The following is a 16073-nucleotide window of genomic DNA, read 5'->3' as shown; positions in this document are numbered from 1 at the left end:
TCAGCCGTCAATTCGTTCGACATAGACGCGGATTCGGCCACCGCAGGAAAGGCCGACGCGCCAAGCCGTCTCATCGGCCACTCCGAATTCGAGAACCCGCGGCGTACCGGACGCAATCACCTCGGCCGCCTCCGCAATAACCGCGCCCTCGACGCAGCCGCCGGAAACGGAACCCTGAAAATTGCCTTCGCCGTCGATCACCAGATGGCTGCCGACGGGACGGGGCGCCGAACCCCAGGTTTCGATCACGGTCGCGAGAGCCACGGAGCGACCTTGGCCGTGCCAGGTCTCGGCCACCTCCAGAGGATCGAGGATGTTCGGCTCGTTCTGCATGCTGCAACTCCGAAAATTGCACTCAGGCGATGATCCTGTCACATCACTGTGACGCATTCGCCGGCGCGCGGTCAACGGCCGGCCGTCCATGGTTCAGGAAGCGCCGCGGATCGGCATCGCGCGCTCCGCGCCCGGACAGCGATTTCACCAGATCGGCGACGGATTCCAGGTTGTGGATCGGGCGGAACTCGTCGACATGCGGAAGCATGGCCCTGACGCCTCGGGCGCGCGCCTCGAAACCGTCGAAACGCAGCAACGGATTGAGCCAGACGAGACGGCGGCAGGAGCGATGCAGGCGATCGATCTCGATCTCCAGTTCGGCCGTATCGTCGCGCTCGAGCCCGTCGGTCATCAAGAGGACAACGGCCCCCTGCCCGAGCACCCGGCGCGACCAACGGCGGTTGAATTCGTGAAGCGTCTCTCCGATACGCGTGCCGCCCGACCAGTCCTTGACCGCCGCGATGCAGTCGTCCAGCGCCTCGTCGGGGTCGCGGTTGCGCATCTGCCTCGTGACATTCGTCAACCGCGTCCCGAAAAGGAAAGTATGGACGCGATGGCGCTGTTCGGTCAGGGCGTGCAGAAAATGGAGGAATATCCGGGTATACTTGCTCATCGATCCGGAAATGTCCGCAAGCACGACCAATGGCGGATGGACGAGCCGCGGCTCGCGAAAGCGCGGCAGGATGAAGTCCCCGCCGAACCGCATGGCATCTCGCATGGTGGAGCGCGGATCGATCCGCACCGGGCGGTGGGACCGTCGATAGCGGCGCGTGCGTACCCGGTCGAGCGGCAGCAGGATTGCGGACAATGCCTTTCTTGCCTCCGCGATCTCCGCGGCCGTCATCTGGCCGAAATCCGCCTTGCGGAAGAGTTCGCGCCCCGAGACCGTGTAGCGTGCGTCGACCTCCACCTCCGGCGCTTCGCTTGGCTGCTGCGCGCCATCCCGGCCGGCAAGAAGCGCATCACGGACGCGTTCTTCGCCGGCGCGCCGACGCCGATCCTCCCCGGAACGGGGCATGGCAATGGGCGACATGAGCGCGATCATCTTGTTCACCAGATCCGGCGAGCGCCAGAACAGCCGGAAAGCCTCGTCGAATACGGCCTGGTCTTCATGCCGCTTGACGAAGGTGCATTGGAGCGCTGCATAGAATTCGCCGCGGGAGCCGATGCCGATCAGCTTCACGGCACCGATCGCATCGGCGATGGCGGCCGGACCGATCCGCAGTCCCGTCCGCCTGAGGGCACGGGCGAAGAAGACGATATTATCGGCGAGCCTTCCATCATTCGCATGGGCTCCGGCGGTCATCCTGCTCAGCCCTGCGCCAGCAATTCGGCCTTCACCTCGGCAAGCAGGCGGCGGCCTTCGGCACCTTCGATCCGGGCGATGTCGTCCTGATATTTGAGGAGCGTCCCGAGCGTATCGGCGACCGTCTCGGGATCGAGCGCCAGCGCGTCGAGCTCCGTGAGTGCCGTGGCCCAGTCGATCGTTTCCGCGACGCCGGGGTTCTTGAAGAGGTCGAGCGCCCTCAACCTCTGAACATAGGCAACGATCTCGCGCGAAAGCGCCGCGTTGCAGCCCGGGACCTTGCGGCGGATGATCTCCAGTTCCTGCGCCGCCCTGGGGTAGTCGACCCAGTGATAGAGACAGCGCCTCTTCAAGGCGTCGTGGATTTCGCGCGTCCGGTTGGTGGTGATGATGACGATCGGCGGCTCGTCGGCCCTGATCGTCCCGAGCTCGGGGATCGTGACCTGGAAATCGGAAAGCACCTCCAGGAGAAAGGCCTCGAAAGCTTCGTCGGTGCGGTCGAGCTCGTCGATCAGGAACACCGGCGCCCGCCCGGCCGTCGTCGATATCGCCTGCAGCACCGGCCGTCTTATGAGGAACCGCTCGGAAAAGATGTCCCTTTCCACTCTCTGGCGGTCGACGGTGCCCGCCGCTTCCGACAGGCGGATTTCCAGCATTTGGGCGGGATAGTTCCATTCGTAGACGGCCGAGGCGACGTCCAGTCCCTCGTAGCACTGAAGCCGGATAAGGGGTCGGTCGAGGGCGCGCGCCAGCACCTTGGCGATCTCGGTCTTGCCGACGCCGGCCTCGCCTTCGAGGAATAGCGGGCGCTTCATCCTGAGGGCCAGGAAGAGAACGGTCGCAAGCGCGGTTCCGGCGAGATAATCCTGCGCCTCCAGCATCGCCCTCGTCTCGTCGATGGACTGAGGCAGCTTTCCTGTCACCTGTCTCGCCATGCTTCCTCCCGCGTGGACGAAAACCTATCGCGTGTGATATCCGCGGTCCACATAAATGAGCGGTGGCTGCTTCGGGCCGAGCTGCACATCCACGACCTCGCCGATAAGGATGAGATGTGTGGCCACTTCCTTGACTTCGATCAGGCGGCAGTCGAAGGCAGCGATCGCCTCGACGAGGATGGGTGCACCGGTCGTGCGCTGCGTCCACCGGCCGAGGGCAAAACGTCGTTCCATGTCGAGCTGGTCGCGGCCAGAAAAGGCGTGAGCCAGGGCGTGATGCTGGGAGCCGAGCAGGTTCAGCGCGAAACTGCCGCCACGCGAAAAGATGTCGTTGCGCCGGTTGGCTGCGTTGAGGCAAGCGAGCACTGTCGGCGGATCGTCCGATACCGAACAGGACGCGGTGATCGTGACGCCACGCCGCTCCTTGCCATCGGCCGCCGTGATCAGCTGCACATGCGACGACATGCGGCTCATCGCATCACGGTAGGTTATCGGGTCCAGCCGGGTCTTCTCCAACACATCTCGCTCCGGAACGATATCTCGCACATACATAGACTCTCGCGGAAAATATGAAACCCGGCGATGCGAGAATCTTGCGGATCAGCGGCGCTTGCAATCGATGCGGCGACAAAGCCTCGTTATACCTCGATCTTTTCCTTTGACGGGCGCGCCCACATCCTTAAAACATGGCGGTCGATAGCGGGAAATGACATGCCTAGATCAATCGCCACCAGCCTCTTTGTCGCTGCACTTGCGCTGACCGGTCCTGCTTTCGCCGCCGGCGTTAAGGTCGCGGTCGTGGCTCCCGAGGAAGGGCCTTTCGCCTCCCTCGGCAGGCAGATTTCTGCCGGGGCAGCATTCCAGGCCGGCGACCGCGGAAGCCAGGTGATCCCGATCAACGAAACCTGCGATCCTGCCGGCGGCGAGGCGCTGACGAAGGCCCTGCTCGCAAGCGGCGCTGAAGCGGCGATCGGCTTTCTGTGCACCGAGAGCCTTGAGGCCGCGCTCCCGGCCCTGGCCGAAGCCGGCATTCCAGCGATCACCGTCAGCGTCCGTTCCGACATCCTCATGGAGGACGCACTCAAGAAGGAGTGGCCGTTCTATCGCCTGGCGCCGGGCGGCAACGCTGAAGCGGCGGCGATCACCGATGCCATCGTCGCGAACTGGAAAGGCAGGCCGCTCGCTCTGATCGACGACGGGACGATCCACAGCCGCGAGCTTGTCGAAAGCGTGCGCAACGGGTTGGCCGAGATCGGCATAACGCCGGTTTTCACCGACACCTACCGCCCCTCGCAGGAGCAGCAGGTGAGCCTCGTTCGGCGACTGGCGAAGAGCGGTGCAACGCATGTCTTCACCGGAGGCGATCGCAACGATACGGCGGTGATTGCGCGTGACGCGAAAGCGGAAAACGTCCCGATAACCCTTTTTGGCGGCGACACGCTGAACGCTGCCGATCTCGACGTGCCGCTCGAGAACGGCGTCCTTGCCATGACGATACCCGACCCCGCACGATCGTCGGAGGCTGCGGCGGTGGCAAAGGCCATGCGCGCCGCCGAGATCGAGCCCGAGGGATATGTTCTGCCCGCCTTTGCCGCAGTGTCGCTCCTCGAGCAGGCAAAGGACCAGGCGGCAAAAGACGGCAGCTCGCTTGCCGATGCCCTGACGAAAGGACCCTATTCGACGGTGCTCGGGCCGATCGGGTTCAACAATGCGCACGAGCTTGCCGAAACCCCTTACAGGCTGATGCGATGGCAGGACGGGCGTTTCGTCGATGCAACCGCTACGGACAATATGGAATGATGCGGAAAGGGGCCAGAAATCTCATCACGGACGTGCCCGGATTGCTGGTCGGCAATGCTGAGGATGTCAGGCTGAAATCCGGGGTTACGACCGTGCTTTGCGATCCGCCGGCGACGGCCGCCGTTCAGGTTCTCGGTGGCGCTCCCGGTACGCGCGAGACCGAGCTGCTTGCGCCCCACAATACGGTCCAGGTGGTCGATGCGATCGTGCTCTCCGGTGGCTCGGCCTTCGGCCTCGATGCCGCCTCGGGCGTTCAGGCGGCGCTGCGCGAGATGGGGCGCGGTTTCGCCGTCGGCCCGCATCGTGTGCCGATCGTGCCCGCGGCGATCCTCTTCGATCTGGCAAATGGCGGCGACAAGGATTGGGGACGCTACGCTCCGTATCGCGATCTCGGCTACGAAGCGGCGCGAGCGGTATCGGCGGACTTCGGCACCGGCAGCACCGGCGCAGGCACGGGCGCGCTTACGGCGACCTTCAAGGGCGGTCTCGGCTCCGCGTCGACGGTGCTGGCCAATGGGATCACTGTCGGCGCCCTCGTGGCCGTGAATGCCGTCGGCTCCGCGACCGTCGGCGACACACCTCATTTCTGGGCTGCACCCTTCGAGATGGACGACGAGTTCGGCGGGCTGGGCCAGCCCACGCCCTGGCCGCAGGACGCCGCTACCCCGCGCTTCAAATTTCGGGAGCGGCAAGCGTCGGGGACGAACACGACCATCGCAGTCATAGCCACCGATGCGCTGCTCACCAAGGCGGAGGCCAAGCGTCTGGCGATCGCGGCCCATGACGGCTTTTCGCGTGCCCTGTGGCCGTCTCATACGCCCCTTGACGGCGATCTGGTCTTCGCGCTTTCGACGGGCACGAGCGGAAAGACGCCGCTGCTTCAGGACTTCATCGATCTCAGCGCCGCGGCAGCCGCCACGATGGCCCGTGCGATCGCGCGCGGCGTCCATGATGCACGAGATGCCGGAGACGATCTGATACCTGCCTGGTCCTCACGCTCCTGATCTTCGCGCCGGTTGTTCGGGAGGCCCGAGAATGCTATGGCGCGGGAAAGAGCCGGAGCCCGATGATGACCCACCCAATTCGCATTGCCCCGTCGATCCTGGCGGCCGACTTCTCCAAACTCGGCCAGGAGGTTCGCGACGTCGCCGAAGCCGGCGCAGACTGGATCCATCTCGATGTCATGGATGGACATTTCGTACCGAACATCACCTTCGGGCCCGACGTCATCAAGTCGCTGCGCCCGCACACCCGGGCCACCTTCGACTGCCACCTGATGATCGCGCCGGCCGATCCCTTCCTCGAAGCCTTCGCGAAGGCCGGTTGCGACATCATAACCGTCCATGCCGAAGCAGGCCCGCATTTGCACCGCTCACTGCAGACTGTGAAGTCGCTCGGAAAGAAAGCCGGCGTCTCCATCAATCCGGCGACGCCGGAAAGCGCCATCGAATATGTCCTCGACACCGTCGATCTCGTTCTCGTGATGACGGTCAATCCTGGCTTCGGCGGCCAGAAGTTCATCGGCGCGACGGAGGAGAAGATCCGGCGGATCAAGGCAATGATCGGCAGTCGCCCGATCGAGATCGAGGTGGACGGCGGTATCGCGCCGGATACGGCCGGCGTCGCAGCGAAAGCGGGCGCCAATGTGCTGGTCGCCGGCTCCGCCATCTTCAAGGGCGATTCCGTCGATGCGTATCGAAGCGCCATCGAATTGCTCCGCACACAGGCGGAGAAGGCACGCGGATGAAGGCGCGCGCAGCCACTGCCGGCATCATGGTGGCGATGCTTGCCGCGTCCGGTGCCGCGGCCGGTGACTATGCCGCCTTCCAACCGATCGGCTTTTCATCGGATGGCGATGTCTTCGCCTTCGAGGAATACGGTATCCAGGACGGCTCCGGCTTTCCCTATTCGACGATCTACGTTCTCGACACCAATACCGACGCCTTCCTGCCAGGCGCTCCCGTGCGCGCCGTTGCGGAAGAGGACGGAGCCGATCTGCACACGGCGCGCGGTGAAGCGCACAGGCGCTCTGCGCCGCTCATCGATGCCTATCGTCTCCACCACACGCCGGGAGTGCTCGCCGCCTATAATCCTGTGACCGAGCTCGATGCAGAGCCGCGCACACTGACCTATTCCTCATTTCCCGCCGATGCATCGTTCCGCAAGGTTTATACGCTGAAGCTCGAAGAGAAGGTCTTCGAACCGGAAGGGATTTGCGAGGGCTTTCTGAAAGAGGTCAAAGGCTTCCGTCTGACGATGACCGAGAAGGCCGGAAAACCCGCAGCGGAAATACTCGAAGACGATCAGCGGATCCCACTGAGCCGGCGTTGCCCGACGAGCTACCGCATCGGCGGCGTCGTGACCCATGTCAAGGCCGATGGCTCCGAGGTCCATGCAGTGATGATCCTGGTCGAGTCGCTCGGCTTTGAGGGCACCACCGACGGCCGCTGGATCGCGGTACCGGTGCGGATTCCCGGTTGATGGAGGGGAAGGCCGCGGTCCGGGCAAAGGTGCTCATAGCAGACCTGGACCGGCCCAAGCGCTTCCGTCTCGCGCATTCGGTTCCGAGCCTGCCGGAAGCGATCCTGGGCGCGCTCTGCTGGGGCTTCGCGATGGCGCTCTCGGCGTGGCTTGCACTTTGGTGGCGGGAAAATGACGCCACCTTCCACCTGAAAAGCATCCTCGCGCTTTACGCGTGGGGCGGCCTCATCGCATGGCCGCTCTCGCTATTTGCCGCCCGTTGCCTGTCGCAGAACCGACCGGTCGAGACACGCTTTTCGGCCTTTTTCCTGTGTCTCACCGCCGGCACGATCGGAACGACGGCATTCCTGTTCGCGCTCGACTACCGCGCTTTCTATGCGCAGTGGCATGCGACGACCGGCACTCCCACCTGGATGTTCCAGTTCGCGTTCACGTCGCTGGCCGCCTTCTACCAGTTTCTGGTCCTTGGCGTTCGCCTTTATCTGCCGCTCGGTGCCGTCGCGCTCGTGGCAACGAGTCTGCTGCTCGCGCGATCGGACGCGCGGCAACGGCGTTGAGCTTCACCGCCATCTTTGATAGAGGCACAGCCATCCTCCACTCTCGACGAAAGCTTGAAGCCCATGATCTCCCGTTACTCCCGGCCGGAAATGGTGGCCATCTGGTCGCCGGAAACCAAGTTCCGCATCTGGTTCGAGATCGAGGCGCATGCCTGCGACGCCTTGGCCGAAATCGGCGTAATCCCCAAGGAAGCTGCAAAGACCATATGGGAAAAGGGCGGCGCGGCAACCTTCGACGTCGCCCGCATCGATGAGATCGAAGCCGTCACCAAGCACGATGTCATCGCCTTCCTCACCCATCTTGCGGAATTCGTCGGCCCCGACAGCCGCTTCATCCATCAGGGCATGACCTCTTCCGACGTGCTGGACACCTGCTTCAACGTTCAGCTCGTCCGCGCGACCGATCTCCTGCTCGCCGATCTCGACAAGCTGCTCGAGGCGCTGAAACGGCGTGCCTTCGAGCACAAGGACACGGTAACCATCGGCCGTTCGCACGGCATTCACGCCGAGCCGACGACCTTCGGCGTCAAGCTCGCGCTTGCCTATGCGGAGTTCGACCGCTGCAAGCAGCGCCTTCTCGCTGCACGCGAGGAGATCGCGACCTGCGCCATTTCCGGAGCGGTCGGCACCTTCGCCAATATCGATCCCCGCGTCGAGGAACATGTGGCAGAAGCACTCGGCCTCAAGGCTGAACCCGTCTCGACCCAGGTGATCCCGCGCGATCGCCACGCGATGTATTTCGCAACGCTCGGCGTCGTCGCCTCCTCCATCGAGCGTCTCGCAACCGAGATCCGGCATTTGCAGCGCACCGAGGTCCTGGAGGCGGAGGAATATTTCTCTCCGGGCCAGAAGGGCTCTTCCGCCATGCCTCACAAGCGCAATCCGGTGCTGACGGAGAACCTGACGGGACTCTCCCGCATGGTCCGCGCCTTCGTCGTTCCGGCCATGGAAAACGTCGCCCTGTGGCACGAACGCGATATCACGCATTCGTCGGTCGAGCGCATGATCGGTCCGGATGCGACGGTCACGCTCGATTTCGCGCTGGCCCGGCTGACCGGCGTCATCGACAAGCTTCTCGTCTACCCGGACAATATGTTGAAGAATATGAACAAGTTCCGCGGACTTGTTCACTCGCAGCGTGTTCTTCTCGCCCTCACCCAGGCCGGTGTTTCGCGCGAGGATGCCTACCGGCTCGTACAGCGCAATGCCATGAAGGTCTGGGAACAGGGCAAGGACTTCCTCGAAGAACTGCTCGCTGACACGGAAGTCCGTGCAGCTCTTTCCGAAGAGGACATCCGGGAGAAATTCGACCTCGGCTATCATACCAAGCACGTCGACACGATCTTCCGGCGGGTTTTCGGTTCCGTCTAGGTAGAACGGAAACCGCTGATCCCGGAATGGCGCACGTTTTCCATGGCCCGCATTTGACGTCCTTCGTTCAAATGCGGGCGAAGTCTTTAGCGGTCCTTTAGGTGCTCCATGTGAAGCTTGCGCCTGTCGCAATCAGGTTTCGAGAAAACCATGGTTTACAAGGACAGCCTTCAGCGCGCCTCTTCGCGCGAAAAGACGAAGATAACCGGGACCGTCACGTGCAAGACGGGTTCGACCAACGGGATTGTGGTCGATCTTTCCGACGAAGGCATCTGCTTCAGGCTGTTCTTCGATATCGGCGCGCGCACCGGTCAGGAAGTGACGATCCGGAGCGAGGAGCTCGGCTTTCTCTCCGGCATGGTGCGCTGGGTCCGCGGCGACAGGATCGGCATCAAGCTGAACCTGTCCTCGAACACGGCAGCCCAGATCTCATCCTATTACAAGTTCTTTCGCTGATCAGTGGCGATCCGAGCGGGATGTTGAGGCGGTCGCTCCCAACTCCCCGCTCGAGCGGGAGACCTATCGCGCCGGACCGGCCGGTTCCACCAGCTTGCGGTAGAGATGCCACGTCGCGTGGCCGAAGATCGGCATGATGACGGCAAGGCCGACGAAGACCGGGATGGAGCCGATCACCAGTCCGGCGGCGATGATCAAGCCCCATAGGGCCACCGGCACCGGATTGGCGAGCGTCGCTCTGACCGATGTTTCCATCGCCGTCAGCGCACCGACGTCGCGATCTAGGAGCAGCGGGAAGGTGACGACGCTTATCGACAGCACGACGACGGCAAAGACGAAGCCGACAAGATTGCCGACCAGGATCAGGTTCCACCCCTGCTCGGTGGTGGTCACACTGGTCCAGAACTCCGAGATCGAAGCCGGAGGCGTCGAACCGAAGATGGTTAGATAAAGACCCTGGGCGACCAGCAGCCAGACGACGAAGATGACGAAGAGGACAGCGGCAACCGCGAGGATCGAGGGAATTGCCGGATGGCGATGCAGCCGCATTGCGTGCGGCCACCGCGCGTCCATGCCGAGTTCGCGACGCCTGCTGACCTCGTAGAGGGCGATGGCGGCAACAGGCCCGATGAGGGCAAAGCCGGAAGCGAGCGGATAGAGCAGCGGCAACATGTTCGCTCCCGCACTCCACGTCATCAGCACGACGCCGGCGATTGGATATATGAGGCACAGAAAAACATAATGCGACGGCTTTTCCCGGAAGTCATCCAGCCCGAGACGCAACGCGTCGAACACATCCGCAATGCCAATCTTTCGTATGCCGGGATGCGCGACGGTCGGATCTGCCCCCGACAGAACATGGAAGGTTGTCATGGCTCACACTCCTCAACGAACCAGAGCAGCCACGGACCCGCGACAGTGGTGTTAAAAGATGGGCCGCTGTCGAACCGCGACTGTGAGTGTGATTATACAGAAAATGCCGCCTCTGTCGCCTCCGCCTTGACTTCGGCCTTTTTCGACTTCAAATCGCGACGATCATGAAGGTTTCCGAAACACATATCCTCATCGTTCCCGGCTACACCAACTCGGGCCCGAACCATTGGCAGACCCGATGGGAGCGTAAACTGTCGACCGCGCGCCGCGTCGAGCAGGCAGAATGGTCGAAGCCGGTGCGGGAGGATTGGGTGGCGCGCATGATCGAGGAGGTCAATGCCGCAGAGAAGCCGGTCGTCATTGTCGCGCATTCGCTCGGCGTTGCCACGGCGATCCACGCACTGCCTCACTGCACGCGGCAGATTGCCGGCGCATTCCTGGTTGCGCCGCCGGACGTCGCCAACCCGAATATCCGGCCGAAGCACCTGATGACCTTCGGCCCCTATCCGCGCGATCCCCTGCCCTTCCCGTCGATCATGGTGGCCAGCCGCAACGATTCCTTCGGCTCCTACGAGCACGCCGGCGACATCGCCAACGCCTGGGGATCGCTGCTCGTCGATGCCGGCGACGCCGGCCACATCAATACGGAGTCCGGCCACGGCCCCTGGCCGGAAGGTTCGATGGTCTTCGCCCAGTTCCTGAGCCGCCTGCGGGCGTAGGACACGTCAGCGTTGGACGCCGCAACTCACGCCTGGCGGAGACCCGCTGCCGCCACACGCAGGTATTCGAGAAAGGTCTTCTGAAGCCTGCTCGGCAACCAGTTCTCCCGAACGGTGACACCGATCGTGCGCGTCCGGAGCCGGCTGCGCACCTCATCGGCGACCGGAATGCAGCCAAGGAGATTTTCTCTTTCCTCGATGGCGATCTGGCGGCGAGAGAGCATCGACAGCCGGTCGCTTTCCAGAATGATGGCACGCGTGAGAACGAGCGAGCTCGTCTCGATACTCGCCCTTGGCGCGTCCCCGCAACCAGCAAAAAGCGCATCGAAGGCGGCGCGTATAGGCGTGCCGGGACGCTGGGCGACCCATTGCTGGGCGGCGAGCTGGTCAAGTGATGCACCCTTTCCGCTGCTGTTGAGAAGCGGGTGCCCGAATCGTCCGACCACAGCGTAGGGGTCCTCGAAAAGGGGCTCCGCCCGCAACCCCTCGAGGTCGTTGCCCGAACGCAGCGCTCCGATCAGAATGTCGCTCGCGCCGGTGCGCAACTGCTGCGACAGAGCCTCGTAGGAGCCATCCATGACTTCCACCCGGGCATTCGGGTGCTCCGCCATAAGGGGGTTGACGGCGCGCGCAATCAACAGGGTGCGCGCAAGCGGAAGACTTGCAATCTTGATCCGCCCCTCCATGCGCCCTTCGATTTCGCGGATTTCATCCAGCGCCTGCTCCAGTTCGGTGAGGGCCACCTGCCAGCGCATCGCGAGGCGGCGGCCTAATGTATTCGGCGCAACGCCGGCCGGGCTGCGCATGAGGATGGTCCTGCCGATATTGGTCTGCAGGTCATGCAATGCCCGGTGCAGCGCCGCCGGCGAGCCGCCGCCGCTGCGCGCCGCCTCGGTGATGGAACCGTTGCCGGAAAGGGCGATCAGCGCCTCGATCTGCCGAAAGGTTATTCGCGCGATACATTTGGCGACCAGCGTCGGATCGCGCTGCGAACTCATGCCGAAGAGCTCGGTCAGCGCCAATGCGATCTGGTTCTCCATGCGGCGTATCCGCGTCAAGAGAACCTCGCCGGCCGCCGTCGGCTGACTGCCGGCAGCATAGCGCGACAGGAGTTTCGCGCCGAAGCGGCGCTCGATCCCCGCGAGCGCCACCGAGACGGCGGGTTGTGAAATGTGCAGCTCGGCGGCCGCGCGGTTGAGGCTGCCCGTCTCGCAGACCTGCATGAAGACCCGCAGATGCCGGATGTTGATATCCATTGCGATCATCTGTGCTCCGGAGGCAGATTCGAAAAAAACTATAGCTCGGCTCGGCTTTCGTATTAGCACTCGGGCCCTGTCGGATGCCAGTGTCCACTCCGAAGAATGAAGGAGCATGGATATGCATCAAAAGACCGGACTCGTCGTCAGCGCTCATTCGGCCGACTTCGTCTGGAGGGCTGGCGGCGCGATCGCCGCCCACGCAAGACAGGGTTATGCAGTCACAGTCGTTTGCCTGTCCTTCGGCGAGCGCGGCGAGTCGGCGAAGCTCTGGAAGAAGTCGGGAATGACTCTCGAGGCCGTGAAGGCGGACCGTCGGCGCGAGGCGGAAAACGCCGCGAAGGCGCTCGGCGTTCGCGATATCCTGTTCTACGATCTCGGCGACTACCCCATGCAGGTGACGCCGGAAGCCTTCGATCGGCTGGTGGACCTCTACCGCGAAATACGCCCGGAGTTCATGCTGACGCACTCGCGGCAGGACCCTTATAACTTCGATCACCCGATGGCGACCGACTTTGCGCAGCATGCGCGTGTCATAGCCCAGGCGCATGGGCACAAGCCCGGCACGCCCGTACTCGGCGCCCCGCCTGTCTATCTCTTCGAGCCGCACCAGCCGGAACAATGCAATTGGAAGCCAAACTTGCTGCTCGACATCACCGATGTCTGGGAGAAGAAACTGGCGGCGATCAAGTGCATGGAGGGACAAGAGCATCTCTGGGAATATTATACCCGTGTCGCCCTCCAGCGAGGCGTCCAGGCCTCGCGCAATTCCGACTACAAGATCACCTATGGAGAGGCCTACGAGGCCGTCTTTCCGCATATCACCGGTACACTAGGACATGGAGCGCTGGCATGAGCGTCGTTCACCGGAATATCGAGCGGACCGGTCAGAGCCTTGTCGATGCCCTGGCCGAGTGCGGCGTCGCGACGGTCCACGAGGCGATGGGCCGCACCGGCCTGATGCAGTCCTATATGCGCCCCGTCTGGCGCGGGGCGCGCGTGGCGGGTACGGCGGTGACGGTCTCGATACCGCCTGCCGACAACTGGATGATCCATGTGGCGGTCGAGCAGTGCCGCGAAGGCGACATTCTCGTGGTCGCACCGACCTCGCTGTGCGACGCCGGCTATTTCGGCGAATTGCTTGCAACCTCCCTTATGGTGCGTGGCGTGCGCGGTCTGATCATCGAGGCCGGGGTCCGGGACGTCAGCGAATTGGAGGAAATCGGCTTTCCCGTCTGGTCACGGTTCGTCTCGGCACAGGGAACGGTGAAGGCGACGCTTGGTTCGGTCAACGTGCCGATCGTCTGCGCAGGCGCCACCGTGGCCCCCGGCGATGTCGTCATCGCCGACGACGACGGGGTCATGGTCGTGCCGAAAGCGCAGGCAGAACAAGCCGTCGCGGCCTCGCGCGCGAGGCTTGAGAAGGAGCGCAAGACGCGTGAGCGGCTGGCCGCCGGCGAACTGGGACTGGACATCTACGACATGCGCGGCGCACTCGCAGCCAAAGGACTGAAATACATCGATTGAAGCGGGAGATGGCGCAGGAGCCATTTCCGCAGGGAGGACGAATGACCACGATTGCATTCATCGGCTTCGGCGAGGCTGCGCAGTCCATCGCCGGTGGGCTTGGCGGCCGGAACGCCGCACGGCTCGCCGCTTACGATTTGCGCTTCAACGACCCGGCTGCTTCCGACGCCCTGCGCGCACGGGCGGCGGAACTCGGTGTCGAACCGCTCGACGACGTGGCCGGCATTGCTTCCGCGGATGTCGTCCTGTCGCTCGTCGTCGGTGCCGCGACGAAGGCCGTCGCCGCCTCGGCGGCGCCGCATCTTTCCGGCGAGGCGGTCTTCATCGACCTCAACTCCGTCGGGCCGGACACCAAGGCCCTCGCAGCCGGCGCGATCGCTACCGGGAAGGGCAGCTTCGTGGAAGGCGCCGTCATGGCGCGCGTGCCACCCTATGCCGAGAAGGTTCCGATCCTCGTCGCGGGCAAGCGTGCCGTCGAGGTGGCGGGGCGCCTGAACGCGCTCGGCATGAACCTCGAAGCGGTCGGCGATACCCCGGGCCAGGCTTCGTCGCTGAAGATGATCCGTTCGGTGATGATCAAAGGTGTCGAGGCCCTGCTGATCGAAGCTCTGTCCTCGGCGGAGCGGGCCGGCGTTACCGAGCGCATTCTTGATTCGGTCCAGGAGACCTTTCCCGGCCTCGACTGGCGGAATGTGGCCGACTATTACCTGTCCCGAACCTTCGAGCACGGCGCCCGTCGCGTGACAGAGATGACCGAAGCAGCCGAGACGATCGAATCGCTCGGACTGAACGCCCCCATGTCGCGGGCTGCCTGCGAGACGATCGCTGCCGCTCATGCGGCGATGAAGGATCAGGGGCTCTCCGTAAATGACGGCTATCGCGGTTTCGTGCCGGTGCTCGCACGCCGCCTGGCGAAGGACAGTTGAGATGGACGGTATCTTACAGTCGCTCGGCGTCATCTTCAGCCTTTCCGGCGTTGCCGTACTCGTCACCGGGGCCCTGCTCGGGATCGTCATCGGCGCCCTGCCCGGGCTTGGTCCGTCGATCGGATTGAGCCTGCTCATCCCGTTCACCTACAATCTCGGCCCCGAGCTCAGCATGCTGCTGATGATCTCGCTCTATACCTCAGCCGAATATGGCGGCTCTATCAGCGCGATCCTCCTGTCGACCCCGGGCACGGCCGCCGCTGCGGCGACCGCGATCGACGGCTATTCCATGGCTCGACAGGGCAAGGCGAATGAGGCGATCTCGATTTCGCTGACTGCCTCCACCGTCGGCGGGGTTCTCGGCGGGCTTGCGCTGCTGCTGCTGGCCATGCCGCTCGCCTCGCTGGCGTTGAAGTTCGGACCGGCCGGGTACTTCGCCGTCGGCGTGTTCGGCCTGAGCTCGGTCGCGGCACTGTCCGGTGGTTCGCTGGTGAAGGGTCTTGCCTGTGCCGCCTTCGGTCTTGCGCTGGCGACGGTGGGCATAGATCCGATCGCCGGCACGCCGCGCTTCACCTTCGGACTTTTCCAGCTCTATGAGGGCGTACCGTTTCTGGCGGCACTCATCGGCCTCTTCGCCGTGTCGGAAGCGCTCGCGATGGTCGAGAGCCGCGTGGTGTCTGCGCCGTCCATCAAGGACAAGGTCGGCCACGTGTTCATGTCAGCGGCCCTGTGGAAGGAAACCTGGCGCTCCATGCTCTCCGGTTCGGTCATCGGCACCCTGCTCGGAATTCTTCCCGGTGTCGGCGGCAACATCGCCTGCTGGGTCGCCCGCGATTATGCCCGCGCCCGCGACCGTCATCCCGAAGAGTTCGGCAATGGCTCCGCAAACGGCATCGCGGCACCTGAAGCCGCCAACAACGCCGCGGTCGGCGGCGCACTCGTGCCCCTCCTTGCGCTCGGTGTCCCCGGTTCCCCGACGACCGCGATCATGGTCGGCGCACTCATTATGCACGGACTGCATCCCGGTCCGCAGCTCTTCAACGAAGCGCCGTCGCTGGTCTATGCGATCCTTTTCGGGACAATCATCGCGTCGCTGGTGCAATATGCCGCGGGCTCTCTTTTCCTGCCGCTCATGGCCCGGGTGATGCGGCTGCCCGACGCGGTGATCGCCGTCGGCATCATGGCCTTTGCCGTTCTCGGCGCCTTCGCCATCCGCAACCTGATGTTCGACGTCTACCTGATGCTCGGCTTCGGAGTCGTCGGCTATCTCATGAAGAAGCTCCGCTTCCCGGTCGCCCCCGTCATTCTGGCTATGGTACTCGGCTATCTGGTGGAGTCGAACTATCGTACCGCGCTCGTGTCCTCGCAAGGCGACTACACGATCTTCGTCACCGATCCGATCAGCCTGATCTTCCTCATCCTGAGCCTCGTCAGCCTGCTGACGCCGCTTTGGCGACTGATCCAGGCGCGCCGCGCCAGTGCGCGGACCGAAGAAACGGCGGACTGCACTGTCCGTTGAAAGCATCCAACTGG

General features: G+C 63.7%; 18 protein-coding genes. 12 read left to right on the top strand and 6 right to left on the bottom strand.

Annotated features, from left to right (window positions below; translation table 11 throughout):
- Genes BHD07_RS20950 through BHD07_RS20935 form a run of 4 tightly spaced genes read right to left on the bottom strand, consistent with a single transcriptional unit; the run spans nucleotide 1 to nucleotide 3126 of the window.
- Nucleotides 1-333, bottom strand: coding sequence for an XdhC family protein (locus BHD07_RS20950; protein ID WP_018095058.1), 333 nt, complete (start codon nucleotides 331-333; stop codon nucleotides 1-3).
- A 43-nt stretch (nucleotides 334-376) separates the two neighbouring features.
- On the bottom strand, nucleotides 377-1639 hold the full coding sequence (locus BHD07_RS20945) for a vWA domain-containing protein (protein ID WP_338282932.1): 1263 nt from the start codon (nucleotides 1637-1639) through the stop codon (nucleotides 377-379).
- Between the two features lie 5 nt (nucleotides 1640-1644).
- Nucleotides 1645-2574 (bottom strand): AAA family ATPase, encoded by a 930-nt coding sequence (locus BHD07_RS20940; protein ID WP_100673160.1) that lies wholly within the window; start codon nucleotides 2572-2574, stop codon nucleotides 1645-1647.
- 24 nt (nucleotides 2575-2598) lie between these two features.
- A complete protein-coding gene (locus BHD07_RS20935) occupies nucleotides 2599-3126 on the bottom strand; it encodes a flavin reductase family protein (protein ID WP_338282931.1) in 528 nt (175 codons plus the stop codon).
- Between the two features lie 159 nt (nucleotides 3127-3285).
- Here BHD07_RS20935 and BHD07_RS20930 point away from each other — a divergent pair, with 159 nt between their 5' ends.
- The 7 genes from BHD07_RS20930 to BHD07_RS20900 all read left to right on the top strand — a co-directional run bounded on the left by BHD07_RS20930 (nucleotide 3286) and on the right by BHD07_RS20900 (nucleotide 9239).
- Nucleotides 3286-4374 (top strand): branched-chain amino acid ABC transporter substrate-binding protein, encoded by a 1089-nt coding sequence (locus tag BHD07_RS20930; RefSeq protein WP_338282930.1) that lies wholly within the window; start codon nucleotides 3286-3288, stop codon nucleotides 4372-4374.
- Entirely contained in the window at nucleotides 4371-5378 is a 1008-nt protein-coding gene (locus BHD07_RS20925; RefSeq protein ID WP_338282929.1) for a P1 family peptidase, read from the top strand. The genes BHD07_RS20930 and BHD07_RS20925 overlap by 4 nt, the downstream gene beginning before the upstream one ends.
- A 62-nt stretch (nucleotides 5379-5440) precedes the next feature.
- Nucleotides 5441-6121, top strand: a complete 681-nt coding sequence (gene rpe, locus BHD07_RS20920; RefSeq protein ID WP_275597864.1) for a ribulose-phosphate 3-epimerase — start codon at nucleotides 5441-5443, stop codon at nucleotides 6119-6121.
- Nucleotides 6118-6855 (top strand): DUF2259 domain-containing protein, encoded by a 738-nt coding sequence (locus tag BHD07_RS20915; protein WP_275599837.1) that lies wholly within the window; start codon nucleotides 6118-6120, stop codon nucleotides 6853-6855. The genes rpe and BHD07_RS20915 overlap by 4 nt, the downstream gene beginning before the upstream one ends.
- On the top strand, nucleotides 6855-7412 hold the full coding sequence (locus tag BHD07_RS20910) for a hypothetical protein (RefSeq protein ID WP_338282928.1): 558 nt from the start codon (nucleotides 6855-6857) through the stop codon (nucleotides 7410-7412). Before BHD07_RS20915 ends, BHD07_RS20910 begins: the two co-directional genes overlap by 1 nt.
- 63 nt (nucleotides 7413-7475) lie before the next feature.
- Complete coding sequence (gene purB, locus BHD07_RS20905; RefSeq protein ID WP_338282927.1) at nucleotides 7476-8783, top strand: adenylosuccinate lyase; 1308 nt, start codon at nucleotides 7476-7478, stop codon at nucleotides 8781-8783.
- Nucleotides 8784-8933: 150 nt separating this feature from the next.
- Entirely contained in the window at nucleotides 8934-9239 is a 306-nt protein-coding gene (locus BHD07_RS20900) for a PilZ domain-containing protein (RefSeq protein ID WP_100673155.1), read from the top strand.
- A 63-nt stretch (nucleotides 9240-9302) separates the two neighbouring features.
- Here the strand turns inward: BHD07_RS20900 and BHD07_RS20895 are convergent, their stop codons facing one another.
- Complete coding sequence (locus BHD07_RS20895; protein WP_100673154.1) at nucleotides 9303-10112, bottom strand: DUF2189 domain-containing protein; 810 nt, start codon at nucleotides 10110-10112, stop codon at nucleotides 9303-9305.
- Between the two features lie 164 nt (nucleotides 10113-10276).
- Between BHD07_RS20895 and BHD07_RS20890 the strand changes: the two genes are divergently transcribed.
- Nucleotides 10277-10831: an RBBP9/YdeN family alpha/beta hydrolase gene (locus BHD07_RS20890; protein ID WP_100673153.1), complete on the top strand. Its 555-nt coding sequence runs from the start codon at nucleotides 10277-10279 to the stop codon at nucleotides 10829-10831.
- Between the two features lie 26 nt (nucleotides 10832-10857).
- On the opposite strand, the gene BHD07_RS20885 is transcribed toward BHD07_RS20890, so the two are convergent.
- Nucleotides 10858-12096, bottom strand: a complete 1239-nt coding sequence (locus BHD07_RS20885; RefSeq protein ID WP_338282926.1) for a LysR substrate-binding domain-containing protein — start codon at nucleotides 12094-12096, stop codon at nucleotides 10858-10860.
- Between the two features lie 112 nt (nucleotides 12097-12208).
- Here BHD07_RS20885 and BHD07_RS20880 point away from each other — a divergent pair, with 112 nt between their 5' ends.
- From BHD07_RS20880 to BHD07_RS20865, 4 genes are read left to right on the top strand one after another with little or no spacing between them, the layout of a single operon-like run.
- Nucleotides 12209-12943 (top strand): PIG-L deacetylase family protein, encoded by a 735-nt coding sequence (locus BHD07_RS20880; protein WP_338282925.1) that lies wholly within the window; start codon nucleotides 12209-12211, stop codon nucleotides 12941-12943.
- Complete coding sequence (locus BHD07_RS20875; RefSeq protein ID WP_100673151.1) at nucleotides 12940-13614, top strand: 4-carboxy-4-hydroxy-2-oxoadipate aldolase/oxaloacetate decarboxylase; 675 nt, start codon at nucleotides 12940-12942, stop codon at nucleotides 13612-13614. The genes BHD07_RS20880 and BHD07_RS20875 overlap by 4 nt, the downstream gene beginning before the upstream one ends.
- Nucleotides 13615-13655: 41 nt before the next feature.
- The gene (locus tag BHD07_RS20870) at nucleotides 13656-14540 is read left to right on the top strand and encodes an NAD(P)-dependent oxidoreductase (protein ID WP_275597858.1); all 885 of its coding nucleotides are present in this window, start codon (nucleotides 13656-13658) and stop codon (nucleotides 14538-14540) included.
- Nucleotide 14541: 1 nt separating this feature from the next.
- Entirely contained in the window at nucleotides 14542-16059 is a 1518-nt protein-coding gene (locus BHD07_RS20865; protein WP_338282924.1) for a tripartite tricarboxylate transporter permease, read from the top strand.
- Nucleotides 16060-16073: the final 14 nt, after the last annotated feature.

This window comes from Sinorhizobium sp. KGO-5, assembly GCF_036245905.1.
Taxonomy (GTDB): Bacteria; Pseudomonadota; Alphaproteobacteria; order Rhizobiales; family Rhizobiaceae; genus Sinorhizobium; species Sinorhizobium meliloti_A.
This window is presented reverse-complemented; position numbering and strand designations above follow the sequence as displayed.